This is a genomic window from Nocardioides salsibiostraticola (genome assembly GCF_054783655.1).
This window is the reverse complement of sequence record NZ_BAAGQD010000017.1, coordinates 237,169-252,682: the sequence shown is the minus strand read 5'-3', so window position 1 is coordinate 252,682 and position 15,514 is coordinate 237,169. Positions and strand designations below refer to the sequence as shown.

Below are 15,514 nucleotides of genomic sequence, written 5' to 3'. Positions count from 1 at the left end.
TGTCTCGCCCCCGCAGCCTTTGGTCCCGTAAATGACGATTCGGCGCGCCGGCTGCCCCAACGGACTACCCAGAACTGCCCGATCGGCCCCCCCCTGGCCCGCTCAACCACTCAGAACGATCGCAGGGTCAGCGCCGTCTCCAACGCGGCCGAGGTCGCCTCGTACCCCTTGTCCTCGTTGGACCCCTCGAGTCCGGCACGGTCCAACGCCTGGGCGTCGGTGTCGCAGGTCAGCACGCCGAAACCAACGGCCACGGTGTGGTCCAGAGCGACCCGGGTCAAACCATCGGTGGCGGCGTTGCAGACGAAGTCGAAGTGCGGGGTGCCACCACGGATGACCACACCCAGCGCCACCACCGCGTCGTACCCCTGGGCGGCCAGGGCCGAGCAGACCACCGGCAACTCGAAGGTTCCCGGCACCCGGACGACGTCTGCGTCGGAGACGGAGTACGCCGCGCAGGCCCGCTCCGCCCCAGCGAGCAGTCCGTCCATGACCTCGGTGTGCCAACTCGCGGCGACGATGGCGACCCGCAGGGCGCTGGCGTCGACGGGTGCCGCGGTGGGGGCTCCGTGGCCGCTCATGAGTTCGTCCCTTCGCCGAGGTCGGGCAGATGGTGACCCATCCGGTCGCGCTTGGTCAGTAGGTAACTCAGGTTGTGGTCGTTGGGGTGCGGGGTCAGCGGAACCCGCTCGGAAACGGTGATCCCGAAGTCCTCGAGGTTGCTCACCTTGTCGGGGTTGTTGGTCAGCAGATTGACGCTGTCGATCTTCAGGTCGCGCAGGATCTGCGTGGCGGTGCCGTAGTGGCGGGCGTCGGCAGGCAGACCCAGGTCGAGGTTGGCGTCGACGGTGTCGCGACCGCCGTCCTGCAGTTGGTAGGCCTGCAGCTTCGCGACCAGACCGATGCCGCGACCCTCGTGGCCACGAAGGTAGACCACGACGCCGCGGCCCTCGGCCACGATGCGCTCGATGGCCTCGTCCAGCTGCGGGCCGCAGTCGCAGCGGTTGCTGCCGAAGACGTCGCCGGTCAGGCACTCCGAGTGCACCCGGGTCAGCACCGGTTCGGAGCCCCAGCCGTTCACCGCGCCATCGCCGTAGACCAGGGCGATGTGCTCGGAGCCGTCGACGGTGATCCGGTAGCCGTAGGCGGTGAAGTCACCGTGACGGGTGGGCAGTCGGGTCTCGGCGACCCGGTCCACGAGGTTCTCGTGACGGCGGCGGTAGCGCACCAGGTCGTCGATCGAGATCATCGCGAGGTCGTGCTCGTCGGCGAAGGCCCGCAACTCGGGGGCCCGCTTCATCGTGCCGTCGTCGTTGACGACCTCGACCAGGACCCCGGCGGGCGTCAGCCCCGCCAGCGTGGCCAGGTCGACGGCGGCCTCGGTGTGACCCCGGCGGACCAGCACCCCACCCTCGCGATAGCGCAGCGGGAAAACGTGGCCGGGACGCGTGATCTCCCACGGCTCGGTGGCCGAGTCCGCGAGCACGCGTGCGGTGTGGGCCCGGTCCGCCGCCGAGATACCGGTGCTGACGCCGTCGCGCGAGTCGACCGAGATCGTGTACGCCGTGCGCAGTTTGTCCTTGTTGTGCGGCGTCATCAGCGGGATCTCCAGCCGGTCGAGCATGTCGGCCGGCATCGGCACACAGATCACCCCGCTGGAGTGACGGATCGTGAAGGCCATCAGCTCCGGTGTCGCTTTGCTGGCGGCGAAGATGATGTCGCCCTCGTTCTCGCGGCCCTCGTCGTCGACGACGATGACGGCCCGACCGGCGGCGATGTCCGCGATGGCCCGCTCGACCGAGTCGAGGCGCACTCCCCCGTGTTGGATCTCGGGTCGGGCGGTGGACTGCTCACTCATGACTTCTCCTGGGTGTAGCCGTGAAGAAGCTTCTCCACGTGCTTGGCGATGATGTCGACCTCGAGGTTCACGCGGTCGCCGACCTGGCGGCGACCGAGCGTCGTACGGGACAGGGTTTCGGGGATGAGGCTGACTGAGAAGGAGTCGTCGGTGATCTCGGCCACCGTGAGGCTGACGCCGTCCACGGTGATCGAGCCCTTCTCGACCACGTAGCGGCCCAACCCGTCGGGCAGGGAGATCTCGACGATCTCCCAGTTCTCGCTCGGGGTCCGGGCGATGACGTGGCCGACCCCGTCGACGTGACCCTGGACGATGTGTCCGCCCAGGCGCTTCTCGGCCGTGACGGCGCGTTCGAGATTGACCGCACTGCCGACCTCGACGCCCTGCAAGCTCGTCCGGTTCAGCGTCTCCTGCATGACGTCCGCCGTCCACGCGACCGCCGCGCCGCCGTCCTCGGTGGTGGACACCACGGTCAGACAGCATCCGTTGACGGCGATCGAGTCGCCGAGACCGACATCGGTCAGGACCGTGGCGGCCCCGATGGTCAGGCGAACGGAGTCTCCGAGCTCTTCGATGTGAGCGACTGTGCCGAGTTCCTCGACGATTCCGGTGAACAATTCAGGTGTCCTCTCGCGTGGGAGTCATGGTGAGGCGAACGTTGGCTGACTCATCGTCGATGCCGGGCAGCACGGTGATGTCGGTGATGTCGAGGCGCAGGGCCTCGTCCAAGGTGGGGATCCCGAGATCGCCGACGGCCGCGCGTCCGGCGCCCAGCAGCGTCGGCGCCACGTAGGTCACGACCTCGTCGATGAGCCCGGCGCTCAGGAAGGCCGAGGCCAGGGTCGGGCCACCCTCGAGGAAGACATGCTGACGGTCGAGGGCGAACAGTTCCCGGAGCGCGGTCCGCGGGTCTCGGGTCCGCAGGTGGAGCCCCGCACCGTCGGTGAAGATGTGGGCGTCCGGGTCCACGTCGCGCTTCCCCATGACGACCCGTAGCGGCTGATCGGGCAGTGGCTGATCCTGGTCGTCACGCACGGTCAACCGGGGGTCGTCCACGACCACCGTGTTGGTGCCGACCAAGATCACGTCGGCCAGCGCACGCAGCCGGTGGGTGTCCTTGCGGGCCGCGGTGTTGCTGACCCAACGCGAGGTTCCGTCGGCGGCGGCGCTGCGACCGTCGAGCGTGGTGGCGAACTTCCAGGTGACGAAGGGCCTCTGGTGCTCCACGGCAAAGGTCCAGATCCGGTTCAGTTCACGGGCCGGCTCGGCCAGTAGGCCGGTCTCGACCTGGATTCCCGCGGCACGGAGGGTCTCGGCTCCCCCGGCGGCAACGGGGTTGGTGTCGGTCTGGGCCACGACCACGCGTCGTACGCCGGCTGCGATGAGCGCCTGAGCGCAGGGCCCGGTGCGTCCGGTGTGGTTGCAGGGCTCCAGCGTGACGACGGCGGTCGCGCCTTGGGCCGCCGAACCTGCGGCGAAGAGAGCATCGACCTCGGCGTGCGGTGTCCCCGCGCCGCGGTGGAAGCCCTCCGCGATCACCTCACCCGACGGGCTCAGCAGCACACAGCCCACGCGCGGGTTGGGACCCAACGGCACCCCGGGGGACGCCGCCAGGGCGAGGGCACGCAGCATCGCGTCCTGCTCACCTGACTGGATCATGGGCCTCTCCGTTGTCCGTCACGGACTCCGGGGCCGATCAAGCGACTCGAGAGTGCACGCGCACACCGAGCCACCTGCGTGCGCTTCCCATCCGGACTTTAACCGTCGGTCCAGGAATCTCACCTGATCAACCGGTCATTGGCTATGACCGGGTCGCGGACTTTCACCGCCGGCTCGGAATTACACCGACCCCAGAGCACGCGAGTAGTTCACTCGTCGCGACGATTCTGCCACACCGCACAGGGAGGTGGCAGGTGACCTGCGGCACGTAAGATCCTGGCGTGAGTCCCCGCCGCCCGCCGCGCGATGTCGAAAGCCTGAACCGCGTCCTCGTGCTCTTGAGCCTGCTGCTCGCGGGACTCTGCGTGGGTGTCCTGGGCTACGGCGCCTGGCAGGTGCTCGGTGAAACCCGCCGGGGCGCGAACGGGCAGCCGATGCGTCTGGCCCTTCAATACGGCGTCCTCACCGCCGTGTTCGCCGCGGTGAGCATCGGTTGCTGGCGGCTGTCCTCTGACGACGGCACCGGGACCTGGTGCGAGGACTGTTTGGCGCGCAACGCCGTCGACGCTCCCTTGTGCGAATCGTGTGGGTCTGAACTGCCGAGTCGGCGCTAGTTGTAAAAGACGCGCCGGGTCAGGCTGTTTTCGGCGTCAAGTTGCGCCGACTCACGCGGTGGTGATGGCGGATTGCGCTGTCTGACGGAGTTTGGTGACCATGGCGTCGGGATCCTCGGCGGAGTAGACCGCGCTTCCGGCCACGAAGACGTCGGCTCCGGCTTCAGCACACCGCTCGATGGTCTCCAGCGAGACCCCGCCGTCGACCTGGAGCCAGCACTCGAGACCGTGCCGATCCATCATCGCCCGGGCTGCCCGGATCTTCGGTAGGCACAGGTCGAGGAACTTCTGGCCGCCGAACCCGGGCTCGACGGTCATGATCAGGAGCATGTCGAGTTCGCTCAGCATGTCTTCGTACGGCGCGATCGGCGTCGCGGGCTTCAACGCCATCGATGCCCGGGCGCCGGCCTTGCGGATCTCGCGGGCCAGCCGGATCGGAGCGCTGGCCGCCTCCACATGGAAGGTCACCGAGGCGCAACCGGCGTCGACGTAGTCGAGGGCGTGCCGATCCACGTCGGCGATCATCAGGTGAGCGTCCAGCGGAAGGTCCGTCGAACGACTCAGCGCCTCGACCATGGTCGGCCCGAAGGTCAGGTTCGGCACGAAGTGGTTGTCCATGACGTCGACGTGCACCATGTCGGCGCTACCGATCCGGGCGACCTCGGCCCCCATCTGGGCGAAGTCGGCGTTCAGGATGCTTGGCGTGATCTGTAGTCCCACCCCGCAAGCGTAGTGGGACTCAGCCCTCGGGCTCCTCGTGGACCAGTTCCGCTTCGAGGTTCTCCATCTCACAGCCGAGGATCTCCAGGGTCCGCGCCATCGCGAGGGCCAGCTTCGGGGACGAGGCAAGGCTGACCTGTCGGCTGTACGTCGGGTACTTCGGCGACCACGGCCGCTCCCAGCCGATCCGCTCCAGATGCGCCTCGGTCTCCGGGGACATCTCCCACTCGCCACCGAAGGTCGTCGAGCCCACGCACTCACCGATCAGGAAGTCGCGAGCCGCGGTCACCTGCACGTACCGACGGGGTGACGGGTCGGGCACCTTCTTGTGGAACAAGCCCTTGCCGACCAGGGCGCGACGCTCCCCGATCACCAAGGAGTCGTCCATGTCCAGGCCCAGCATCCCGCCGGCCAAACGTCGATTGAGATCGTCCCACGTGCCACGCATGTGAGGAGTGTCTCATTCTTCGGGCGGAGCCGCCGCTCCGTCACGTTCGTCTCTATCCGCCCACTCCAGTAGCGGCGCGATGTCATAGGCACCGGAGTCCATCTCCGCGTGGAGGTCACCCAACTCGGCGAAGCGCGCGGGCATGGAGAAGATGGTGAAATCGTGGGGGTCGCACTGGTCGATCTCCTCCCACTGCACCGGCGCCGAGACTCGGGCGTCGGGCACACCACGGACCGAGTACGCCGCAGCGATGGTGTGGTCTCGCGCGTTCTGGTTGTAGTCCACGAACAGGTGGTGGGGGTCGCGGTCCTTGCGCCACCAGGTCGTCGTGACGTCGTTCGGTGACCGTCGCTCGACCTCGCGGGCGAAGGCGAGGGCGGCACGGCGTACCTGCTGGTGCCCGTGCTCGGGGACGATCCGCACGTAGATGTGCAGCCCTGAACCGCCGCTGGCCTTCGGGTAGCCCGTCACACCCATCTCATCGAGGACCTCGTGCACCACCCCGGCCACTCGTTGCACCTGGGCGAAGTCCGACAGAGGGCCGGGATCGAGATCTATGCGCCACTCGTCGGGCTTCTCCGGATCCTCACGCCGACTGTTCCAGGGGTGGAACTCGACGGTGGACATCTGCACCGCCCAGATCACCGAACCCAACTCGGTCACGCACAACTCGTCGGCGGTGCGATTCCAGCGCGGAAAGTGCAGGGGAACCGTCTCGACCCAATCCGGGGCACCACGCGGCAACCGCTTCTGGTGCACCTTCTCCCCCGAGAGACCTGTGGGGAACCGGTGCAGCATGCACGGCCGTTCCCACAACGAGGTGACGATGCCTTCCCCGACCGCGAGGTAGTACTCCACCAGGTCCAACTTGGTGGCGCCGCTCTCCGGGAAGTAGATCCGGTCCGGGTTGCTGACCCGGATCACCCGGTCGTCGACCTCGATCTCGACCGCCGGTGAGCTGGCCCGCTTGGCGCTCATGGTCAGGACTTTCGGATCAGGGCCATGAACATGGCGTCGGTTCCGTGTCGGTGGGGCCACAGTTGCACGGTTCCCGGAAGCGGACCGACGCAGTTCGACACCGCGGGGATGAGAGCTCCCACATCCTCCAGGTCGACGTCGTCGCGTTGCTGGAGGGTCGAGACGACGACCTCACTGGTCTCCGCCAGAACCGGGGAGCAGGTCGCATAGAGCACCACACCACCGGGCCGGACCAGATTGAGTGCGGATTCGAGAAGGCGCCGTTGCAACAGGACCAGCACCAACAGGTCGTCAGGCCGTCGTCGCCACCGGGCCTCGGGACGACGCCTCAATGCCCCCAGTCCGGTGCACGGAGCGTCGACCAACACCCGATCTACCGACCCCGGCGCCAGCGGTGGCGCGGTCCCATCTGCGGTCAGGACCCCCGCGACACCGTCGGCTCCCCGCAGCGACCTGGCCACGAGACGGCTTCGGTGGTGTTGGGTCTCGATCGCGAGCAATGATGCGCCCTGCTGGTCGGCCAACCCGGCCAGCAGCGCCGACTTGCCTCCCGGACCGGCGCACAGATCGACCCACAGCCGGTCGGGGCCCTCGACGCGCGCCGCGGCCAGCGCAGCGGCCACCAGTTGTGAACCCTCGTCCTGGACGCCCGCCCGGCCCTCGGCCACGGCCGGCACCGAGGAGGGTGCTCCGCCCTCGAGGACGACACCATAGGGCGAGTACGCCGTGGGCTCCCCCGGCAGTTCCTGGCGGGTCGATCGCCCGGGTCGGGCCACCAGCGTGACCTTCGGTCGTTCGTTGTCGGCCGCGAGCAGATCGTGCAGTTCCTCGTTGCCCACGGCCTGTTTCAACTCCCCGATGATCCACCGTGGATGGCTGAAGGCGACCTCGGCGTACCGCAGCGGTGAAGTCGTGTCGGCCGGGACGAGCAACTCGATCCAGGTCGCCAGATCGTTCTGGGAGACCTTACGCAGCACCGCGTTGGCGAACTTGCCCGCGCCCGAGCCACCCTTGGCGGTGACGAGGTCGACGGTCGTGCTGATCGCCGCATGGGGCGGGACCCTCATCGAGAGCAACTGGTGAGCGCCCAACCTCAGTGCGTCCAACACCTTGCCCTCGATCTTCGAGACCGGGCGGTCGCTGCAGGCTCCGATGATGGCGTCGTAGGTGCCCCGCAGGCGCAGGGTGCCGGAGACCAGTTCGGTGGTGAAGGCCGCGTCGCGGGTCTCGAGACCGAAGTGGCTGATCACCGCAGGCAGCACCAGGTTGGCGTAGCCGTGGTCGACGCGCACCACCTTCAGCGTCTCCAGGGCCGCGACCCGGGACGGGTCCAACTTCGAGGCACTACCCGTGGCCCGCCCGCGGGCTTGGGGCTTGGCCGCGCCTCGGGACTGGCCCTTGCCGGAGGTCTGGGACTTGCCAGAGGCCTGGGACTTGCCGGAGGTGGGAGTACGACGCGCCTCAACCATCCGCATCGCCCTTGGGAGCTTCCCCGAACGTCACGTCGTCGGCGAGGGCCGCACCTCGCGCCCAGTCCGCCGCGGGCATCTCCTTCTTGCCGAACGCCTTGACCAGACCCAGTCGGACCGCCTGCGTGCCGGTCCCGACCAGCACCTCGCGCTTGGTCACCTGGACCGCGCCCGGAGGGAGCCGTTCCTCGGTCAGGGTGATCGGACCGATCTTGATCCGCTGACCCTCGTGCCAGGACCAGGCACCGGGTGCGGGGGTGCAGGCTCGGACCTGCCGGTCCACCGCCACCGCCGGGTGTGACCAGTCGATCTCGGCGTGCTCGACGAGGATCTTGGGGGCGTAACTGGTGCCGTCCTCGGGTTGTGCGCGCGCTTCGAGAGTTCCGTCCTCGATGCCGTTCAGCGTCGCCACGAGAAGCTCGGCTCCGCCCTCGGCCAGTTTGGCCAGCATGTCGCCCGCGGTGTCCTGCGGCTGGACCAGCTGGGTCATCACGCCGAACGTGGGACCGGCGTCCATGGCCTTGACGATGCGGAACGTCGTGGCTCCGGTCACCTCGTCCCCGGCCCACAGCGAGTGCTGCACGGGGGCCGCTCCACGCCAGGCGGGGAGGCAGGAGAAGTGCAGGTTGATCCACCCCTGGGGCACCAGGTCCAGAACATGCTGGGGAATCATCGCGCCGTAGGCGACGACCGGACAGCAGTCGGGGGCCAGCGCCACCAACTCGGCCTGGAAGTCGGGGTCACGCGGGTGCTCCGGCTTGAGGACCGGCACTCCCAGCTCCTCGGCGCGCTGAGCCACCGGACTCGCCACGAGCTTGCGTCCCCGACCCGATGGTGCGTCGGGACGCGTGATCACTCCGACCAGTTCGTGGTGGGAGGCGGCGACCGCCTCCAGGGCGGGGAGGGCGACCTCGGGGGTTCCTGCGAAGACGACGCGCATCAAATACCAAATCCTCGGGTGGCGTGGGGGCTGATCCTGACCGTGGGCTGCTCGAGTCCGAACCACTCGGACTCGCGGATCTCCTTCATCGCCGCCTTGCGGGCGGCGGCGTCGAGCCGGTCGATGAAGAGCACCCCGTCCAGGTGGTCGGTCTCGTGTTGGATCGCACGGGCCAACAGATGCGATCCCTCGATCGTCACGGGTTCGCCGTGCATGTTGAACCCCTTCGCCACCAGGGACAGTGCGCGTAGGCAGTCGAAGGTCATGTCGGGCAGCGACAGGCAACCCTCGGGTCCGTCCTGCTCCTCCCTGGAGAGGTCCAGGACCGGATTGATGAGGTGACCGACCTCGCCGTCGACGAACCAGGTGAACGCGCGCAGTCCGACCCCGATCTGGGGCGCGGCGAGACCAGCACCCGGAGCCTCGAGCATGGTGTCGGTCAGATCGCTGATCAGGGTCCGTAGTTCGCGGTCGAAGGTGACGACCTCGAGGGCCGGCTTGCGCAGGACCGGATCGCCGAAAAGACGGATCGGCTGAATGGCCACGGATCTCCTCGGGACGGGGATGGGAGCGTTTGGACGAAACTCAGAGACAACTGGAGAGAGTTCGCTAGCCCAGTCTAGTGAGAGCCTGTGGGGCTCACAGGGACCCCGGGTCGACGCGGATTCGCACAGCATCGAGTTTTCGTCCCGACCGGACCCGCTGCACCTCGCCCAGTGCTCTGGACAACGCTCCCCCCTGCGCCCGCGGGACCCGGACGACCACCCGGTCCTCGCCCTCGTCCACCCGCACTGGACCCAGGATCTCGGCATCGACCGGGCGATCCAACAGGGTCACCACGTCGTCGACCGCGCCGGGATCGCCGGTGATCGTGACCAGGCGAGAGGCTGGCGGGAGATGGGCCTCCGCCCGTTCGTGGGTCTCGCGCTCCGCGAAGCCTGAGTGGTCCCACCGCACCAGAGCCTGCACGGCGCGGTGGGCGGGGTCCGCCACGACGATGCTGACTCCGCCGGCCCGGATCAACCCGACCGCATTGCTCCAACGCCGCAGTGTCTCCTCGGCGGAGCGGTAGCCATCCCCGTCCAACATGAGCCAACCGTCGAGCAGCACCACCGCGGCGTACCCCTCGGCCGCGACCGGCTCGGCCCCCGGCGTGGCGACGACGATCGCGCTGGACGCGTCGACCTGCGACCGCACCCGGTCCCCGGACGAGGAGAGCACCAGGGTGGAAGGGAAGCTCCGTCCCAGTTCTTCGGCGGTTCTCGCGTCGCCCAGGACCGGCGCCCGCAGGCCGCGACCACCACACTCCGGGCACGCCCACGCAGGCGCCGACACGCCGCACCAGCGACACTGCGGAGGATCGGTCGGTCCGTTCAGCGACAACGGCCCGGTGCACACCTGGCACCGCGCCGGAGTCCAGCACCGGTCGCACGACAGCGCCACGGCGTACCCGGCGCGCGGTGTCTGGACGAGGACCGGACCGGTCTGCAACGCCCCACGGATCACCTGATGGACCTGGCGCGGGATCCGGGCGGCCGCCGCATGCGGGTCCTTCATCAGGTCCATCTCGGTCGCCCCGGCGACGGTGACGCGGGCCTGGTCACGCAATCGTTGACGCGGCACGCGTAGCTCCGCCGCCCAACCGGTGCGGAGCAGGTGCTGACCCTCCACCGAACGCGCGAACCCCAGCAGCAGTGCAGCCGCGCCGTCGCGTTCGGCGCGCAACAGGAGGGTCTCCCGCGTGTGGGGGTACGGCGCCCGCGGCTCGGCGTGGAGGTCGTCACCGTCGTCCCAGATCATCACGAGGCCGAGGTCGTGAACCGGAGCGAAGGCGGCTGATCGGGTGCCGACGACCACTCGACGATCCCCACGACTGACCGCCAGGAACCGGCGGTAACGCTCGGCAGGTCCGAGATCGGCGGTCAGACACACGTGCCGGTCCGGTCCCAGCGCCGCTTCGAGGGCGCCGTCGAGTCGGTGGACGTCCTTGCCGTCGGGGAGACACACGATGACGCCCCGGTCTGCGGCAGCGGCCACAGCGGCGGCCCGAGCGATCAGCGAGGGCCAGTCGTCACCCGGCGCCACGGTGGCGACCGCACGGGGTGCGCCGGTTCCCAGGTGCCCCAGGAATGCCTCGGCCCGCTCGAAACCCGACCAGGTCGCGCTGGCCGCGGCGAGCGCGTCCGCACTCGCGAGGGGGGCAGGCGACGGGGTGGGCCGGGGTTGCTTCTCGATCGTCGCGTGCCGTGGCGGGATGGCCAGCCGGAACACATCGGAACGGACCCCTGCGTAACGACGAGCGACGTCACCGGCCAACGCCACGACACCGGGGCTCAACACCGGTTCGTCGCTGACCACCCGGCGCAGCGGGGTCAGGGCTCCGGTGTGGTCGCTGGTGGCGACTCGCTCCACGACGTAGGCGTCCACGTCCTGGCCGGCGAAGCGCACCTTCACCCGCACGCCGGGCTGTGCTGCGGCGTCCATGGTCGTCGGGACGGCGTAGTCGAAGGTGCGGTCCAGGTGGGCCAACGCCACGTCGACCAGGACCCTGGCCACCGGCAGCGTCGTGGCCAACTCGGCACCGGCGACCTTGGCCGCGCGGGTCGCCTTCGACTTCGCCTGGGCCGCAGCCCTGGACTGGGCCACGCTCTGCCGCACCAGCCCGGGCAGCAGCTCGGGCTGCTCCTCGGGCTGTTCACCCGGCTGATCCCCAGGCTGGGATGGCGTCGTCATGACGGCGTGTCTATCAGGCCCCACCGACGTACTGCCGAGTCGGCGCTTGTTGACTCCCGTACGACGTCGAGTCGGCGCTACTTGCGTCAAGTAGCGCCGACTCGGCGGGAGCTGGGGTCAGTTGGCGCAGGCGGCCTTGAGTGCCTCGGCGCGGTCGGTCCGCTCCCAGGTGAAGTCGGGCAGTTCGCGCCCGAAGTGGCCGTACGCCGAGGTCTGGGCGTAGATCGGCCGCAGCAGGTCCAGGTCCCGGATGATCGCGGCGGGGCGGAGGTCGAAGATCTCCAGGACCGCCTTTTGGATCAGTTCATCGGAGACCGTGCCGGTGCCGAAGGTCTCGATGAACACGCCCACGGGGGCGGCCTTGCCGATGGCGTAGGCGACCTGCGCCTCGCACCGCTTGGCCAGGCCAGCAGCAACGACGGTCTTGGCGACCCAGCGCATGGCGTAAGCGGCCGAGCGGTCGACCTTCGAGGGGTCCTTGCCGGAGAACGCGCCGCCACCGTGGCGGGCCATCCCGCCGTAGGTGTCGACGATGATCTTGCGTCCGGTCAGACCGGCGTCACCCATCGGGCCACCGACGACGAAGGTTCCGGTTGGGTTCACCAGGAGGCGGTAGTCGTCCGAGGGGATGTCGAAGCTGTCGAGGACGGGGTCGATGACGTGCTTCTTGATGTCGGGTTGGAGAGTCGCATCGAGGTCGATCCCGGCGGCGTGCTGGGTGGAGAGAACCACCGTGTCGACGCGGACCGGGGCGCCCTCGGCGCTGTACTCGATGGTGACCTGGGTCTTGCCGTCAGGACGCAGGTAGTCGAGCGTCCCGTCCTTCCGGACGGCGGTGAGCCGCTCGGAGAGTCGCTGGGCCATCACGATCGGCAGCGGCATCAACACCTCGGTGTCGTCGCAGGCGTATCCGAACATCAGACCCTGGTCACCAGCACCCTGGGCGTCGAGCTCGTCGATCGAGGATCCGACGCGCGACTCGTGGCCGTGGTCGACGCCTGCGGCGATGTCGCTGGACTGGGCGCCGATGGCGACCTGGACTCCACAGGTGGTGCCGTCGAAGCCCTTGTCGGAGTGGTCGTAGCCGATCTCCAGGATCTTCTTGCGGACCAACTCCGCGACCGGTGCGTAGGCGTCGGTGCGGACCTCACCGGCGACGACGACCAGACCGGTGGTGAGCAACGTCTCCACCGCGACCCGGAGGTTCTTGGGATTGGAGTCGTGGGCCATCAAATAGTCGAGCACGGTGTCGCTGATCGCATCGGCGATCTTGTCCGGGTGACCCTCAGTCACCGATTCCGATGTGAAAAGACGTCCAGCCACGGGGGAACTCGCTCTCGCTCGAGATGTGATCGGTCGGGCCGAGTATCGGCCCGACTCAGCCTAGGGCGTGACCACTATGCAAGACGGGCGTCTCACGTACCGAATCGTCGCGCGACCTGATCCCAGATGGCGTGCGCCACCAGGGTCTTGGACCCCGCAGGCACGTCCACCGGCTCGGAGTCCATCGACAAGATGAGGGCCTTGTTGTCGGCGCTGCCGAAGACCGCTCCGCCACTGACGTCATTCAGGACCAGGAGGTCGCAGCCCTTCCGGGCCAACTTGGCGGTGGCGAGCTCCAGCACCGATCCGGTCGCATCACCGGTTTCGGCGGCGAACCCGACGATGACCGCGTCGGCTCGCGACCGGTGGGTGGAGAGCTCGTGGAGGATGTCGGGGTTCTGCACCAGTTCGATCACCGGCGCCGATCCGTCGGCCGACTTCTTGATCTTGTTGCTGCTCAGTGACGTGGGCCGGAAGTCGGCCGGCGCGGCCGCCATCACGATGGCGTCCGCGTCCCCGGTGTGGTCGAGCATCGCCGTGCGCAGCTCCGCGGTCGAGCCCACCCGTACGACGTGCACCCCGGCCGGGTCGGGCAGGGAGACATTGGCGGACACGAGGGTGACCTCCGCGCCCCGCACCGCCGCCGAACGCGCCAGCGCGTACCCCTGCAGCCCCGAGGAGCGGTTCCCGAGGAAGCGGACCGGGTCGAGGGGTTCGCGGGTTCCTCCGGCGGAGACGACGACCCGCCTTCCGGCGAGGTCGAGGGAGCCGACGCCGCGGGCCAGGACCTCCATGGCGGTCGCGAAGATCTCGTCGGGGTCGGGCAGTCGACCCTTGCCCGTGTCCTGGCCGGTCAGTCGGCCCTCGGCCGGGGTCAGGACGACCGATCCCCGCTCGCGCAGGGTCGCGACGTTGGCCTGAGTCGCGGGGTGCTCCCACATCTCGGTGTGCATGGCCGGGGCGAAGACCACCGGGCACCGTGCGGTGAGCAGGGTGTTGGTCAGCAGGTCGTCGGCCAGTCCGTGGGCTGCCTTGGCCAGCAGGTCGGTCGTGGCCGGAGCGACGACGACCAGGTCGGCCTGTTGCCCGATCTTGACGTGCGGGACCCGGGCGACGTCGGTCCAGACGTCACTGGCGACCTCCTTGCCCGACAGAGCGGACCAGGTCGCGGCACCGACGAACTTCAGCGCCGCCGCGGTGGGCACCACGGTGACGTCGTGGCCGGACTCCGTCAGGCGGCGCAGCACCTCACAGGCCTTGTACGCCGCGATCCCGCCGGATACTCCGAGCACCACACGAGGCCGCACCCCCGTCGGGGGTGCGGCCTCGTCACCGTGATTCAACAACGTGTGTGCTCAGCGGGTCATTCGTTGCCGGCGGCGGCGGCGTCGAGGGCCGCCTGCTTGGCTGCAGCTTCTTCGGCGGCCAGCACGGCGGGGTCGACGTCTTCACAGGTCAGCTTGTCGGCGGCGATCTCGCGCAACGCGATCGACAGCGGCTTCTCCTGGACCTGCGTGTCGACCAGGGGGCCGACGTACTCGAGCAGGCCCTCGCCCAGCTGGGAGTAGTAGGCGTTGATCTGGCGGGCCCGCTTGGCGCTGTAGAGCACCAGCTTGTACTTGCTGTCGGTCTTGGTCAGCAGCTCGTCGATGGGCGGGTTGGTGACACCCTCGGCGTTGATGTTGGGCGCAGACACGTAGAAAGCCTCTTAAGATCGTGGGATTCGGGTCAGACTATGACAAAACTCGGGGTGACAAGTGAGCTCGCAGACAGCGAACCGTCTACGGCGTCTGACCCAGAGTGAGTAACGATACCAACTCGTCAGCAGCAGCGTGAACTTCACGGTTCACGATCGTGACGTCGAACTCGTTCTCGGCCGCCAGTTCTTCTTTGGCGGTGTTCAGTCGGCGCTGCTGCTGCTCGGTGGTTTCGGTGCCTCGACCGATCAACCGACGGACCAGTTCCTCCCACGACGGCGGCTTGAGGAACACGAACAGGGCCTCTGGCATCGAGTCCCGCACCAACCGCGCGCCTTGGAGATCGATCTCCAACATCGCGGGTCGACGCGCGCGCAGGGCTTCCTCCACCGGACCCCGGGGCGTGCCGTAGCGGTCGCGCCCGTGGACCACGGCCCACTCCAGGAGGTCATCGTCCTCGACCATCCGGGCGAACTCCTCGGTGGAGACGAACCAGTAGTCCTTCCCGTGCACCTCACCGGGACGCGGTGCCCGGGTGGTCGCCGAGACGGAGATCCACACGTCGGGATGCCGTTCGCGTACGGCGGCCGCGACGGTGCCCTTGCCGACCGCGGTCGGGCCGGCCAGGACGACGAGTCGGGTGGGAGTGGACACAGTCACGTCGTGGGGTCGGCGAACTCACGCTCCAGCGCGGCGACCTGCTTGACCCCGAGACCCCGGACGCGACGCGACTCGGCGATCCCGATGCGCTCCATCGTCTGTCGGGCCCGCACCTTGCCCAAACCGGGCATGGACTGCAGCAACTCCACCACCCGCATCTTGCCAATGACTTCGTTGGTCGCCCCGTCCCGGAGCACGTCGATCAGGGAGGCGCCGGAGTTCTTCAACCGGTTCTTGATCTCGGCCCGTTCGCGTCGCGAGGCTGCGGCCTTGTCGAGAGCGGCCTGGCGCTGTTCGGGAGTGAGCGGGGGCAGAGCCACGTTCTGGGTCCTTCGTGTTGTTTGGCGCGGCGGAAGCGCACCGCGAATGAGCAATGTAGTCAGTTCCCGGCCCGACCGGCAACGTGCCGCCCGCT

17 protein-coding genes and 1 riboswitch are annotated in these 15,514 nt (G+C 68.6%); of the genes, 1 reads left to right on the top strand and 16 read right to left on the bottom strand.

Going from position 1 to position 15,514, the window contains the following annotated elements:
* Positions 1–110: 110 nt before the first annotated feature.
* From ribH to ribD, 4 genes are read right to left on the bottom strand one after another with little or no spacing between them, the layout of a single operon-like run.
* The gene (gene ribH / locus ACYVLV_RS11845) at positions 111–581 is read right to left on the bottom strand and encodes a 6,7-dimethyl-8-ribityllumazine synthase (protein WP_460810164.1); all 471 of its coding nucleotides are present in this window, start codon (positions 579–581) and stop codon (positions 111–113) included.
* Entirely contained in the window at positions 578–1,858 is a 1,281-nt protein-coding gene (locus ACYVLV_RS11840; RefSeq protein WP_460810162.1) for a bifunctional 3,4-dihydroxy-2-butanone-4-phosphate synthase/GTP cyclohydrolase II, read from the bottom strand. Before ACYVLV_RS11840 ends, ribH begins: the two co-directional genes overlap by 4 nt.
* Complete coding sequence (locus ACYVLV_RS11835; RefSeq protein WP_460810161.1) at positions 1,855–2,475, bottom strand: riboflavin synthase; 621 nt, start codon at positions 2,473–2,475, stop codon at positions 1,855–1,857. The genes ACYVLV_RS11840 and ACYVLV_RS11835 overlap by 4 nt, the downstream gene beginning before the upstream one ends.
* Position 2,476: 1 nt before the next feature.
* Complete coding sequence (gene ribD / locus ACYVLV_RS11830) at positions 2,477–3,517, bottom strand: bifunctional diaminohydroxyphosphoribosylaminopyrimidine deaminase/5-amino-6-(5-phosphoribosylamino)uracil reductase RibD (RefSeq protein WP_460810160.1); 1,041 nt, start codon at positions 3,515–3,517, stop codon at positions 2,477–2,479.
* Positions 3,518–3,591: 74 nt separating this feature from the next.
* Positions 3,592–3,721, bottom strand: a riboswitch (FMN riboswitch).
* 77 nt (positions 3,722–3,798) lie between these two features.
* Between ribD and ACYVLV_RS11825 the strand changes: the two genes are divergently transcribed.
* Entirely contained in the window at positions 3,799–4,131 is a 333-nt protein-coding gene (locus ACYVLV_RS11825; RefSeq protein ID WP_460810158.1) for a hypothetical protein, read from the top strand.
* Between the two features lie 51 nt (positions 4,132–4,182).
* On the opposite strand, the gene rpe is transcribed toward ACYVLV_RS11825, so the two are convergent.
* The 12 genes from rpe to mihF form a co-directional block, all read right to left on the bottom strand.
* Positions 4,183–4,851 carry a ribulose-phosphate 3-epimerase gene (rpe, locus tag ACYVLV_RS11820; protein ID WP_460810157.1) on the bottom strand — a complete coding sequence of 223 codons (669 nt, stop codon included), beginning with the start codon at positions 4,849–4,851 and terminating at the stop codon, positions 4,183–4,185.
* Between the two features lie 19 nt (positions 4,852–4,870).
* The gene (locus ACYVLV_RS11815) at positions 4,871–5,299 is read right to left on the bottom strand and encodes a TY-Chap domain-containing protein (protein WP_460810156.1); all 429 of its coding nucleotides are present in this window, start codon (positions 5,297–5,299) and stop codon (positions 4,871–4,873) included.
* 12 nt (positions 5,300–5,311) lie between these two features.
* Positions 5,312–6,277, bottom strand: a complete 966-nt coding sequence (gene ligD, locus ACYVLV_RS11810; RefSeq protein WP_460810155.1) for a non-homologous end-joining DNA ligase — start codon at positions 6,275–6,277, stop codon at positions 5,312–5,314.
* A gap of 2 nt (positions 6,278–6,279) precedes the next feature.
* Positions 6,280–7,746, bottom strand: coding sequence for an RsmB/NOP family class I SAM-dependent RNA methyltransferase (locus ACYVLV_RS11805; RefSeq protein WP_460810152.1), 1,467 nt, complete (start codon positions 7,744–7,746; stop codon positions 6,280–6,282).
* Entirely contained in the window at positions 7,739–8,686 is a 948-nt protein-coding gene (gene fmt / locus ACYVLV_RS11800; RefSeq protein WP_460810149.1) for a methionyl-tRNA formyltransferase, read from the bottom strand. Before fmt ends, ACYVLV_RS11805 begins: the two co-directional genes overlap by 8 nt.
* Complete coding sequence (gene def / locus ACYVLV_RS11795; protein WP_460810148.1) at positions 8,686–9,231, bottom strand: peptide deformylase; 546 nt, start codon at positions 9,229–9,231, stop codon at positions 8,686–8,688. The genes fmt and def overlap by 1 nt, the downstream gene beginning before the upstream one ends.
* Positions 9,232–9,325: 94 nt before the next feature.
* Positions 9,326–11,419, bottom strand: coding sequence for a primosomal protein N' (locus ACYVLV_RS11790; RefSeq protein WP_460810146.1), 2,094 nt, complete (start codon positions 11,417–11,419; stop codon positions 9,326–9,328).
* Positions 11,420–11,536: 117 nt separating this feature from the next.
* Positions 11,537–12,742, bottom strand: coding sequence for a methionine adenosyltransferase (metK, locus tag ACYVLV_RS11785; protein ID WP_460810144.1), 1,206 nt, complete (start codon positions 12,740–12,742; stop codon positions 11,537–11,539).
* A 92-nt stretch (positions 12,743–12,834) separates the two neighbouring features.
* The gene (gene coaBC, locus ACYVLV_RS11780) at positions 12,835–14,037 is read right to left on the bottom strand and encodes a bifunctional phosphopantothenoylcysteine decarboxylase/phosphopantothenate--cysteine ligase CoaBC (RefSeq protein WP_460810252.1); all 1,203 of its coding nucleotides are present in this window, start codon (positions 14,035–14,037) and stop codon (positions 12,835–12,837) included.
* Between the two features lie 68 nt (positions 14,038–14,105).
* Positions 14,106–14,438, bottom strand: coding sequence for a DNA-directed RNA polymerase subunit omega (gene rpoZ / locus ACYVLV_RS11775; RefSeq protein WP_460810142.1), 333 nt, complete (start codon positions 14,436–14,438; stop codon positions 14,106–14,108).
* An 85-nt stretch (positions 14,439–14,523) separates the two neighbouring features.
* Positions 14,524–15,093 (bottom strand): guanylate kinase, encoded by a 570-nt coding sequence (gene gmk / locus ACYVLV_RS11770; protein ID WP_460810140.1) that lies wholly within the window; start codon positions 15,091–15,093, stop codon positions 14,524–14,526.
* 2 nt (positions 15,094–15,095) lie between these two features.
* Positions 15,096–15,419 (bottom strand): integration host factor, actinobacterial type, encoded by a 324-nt coding sequence (gene mihF / locus ACYVLV_RS11765; RefSeq protein ID WP_460810139.1) that lies wholly within the window; start codon positions 15,417–15,419, stop codon positions 15,096–15,098.
* Positions 15,420–15,514: the final 95 nt, after the last annotated feature.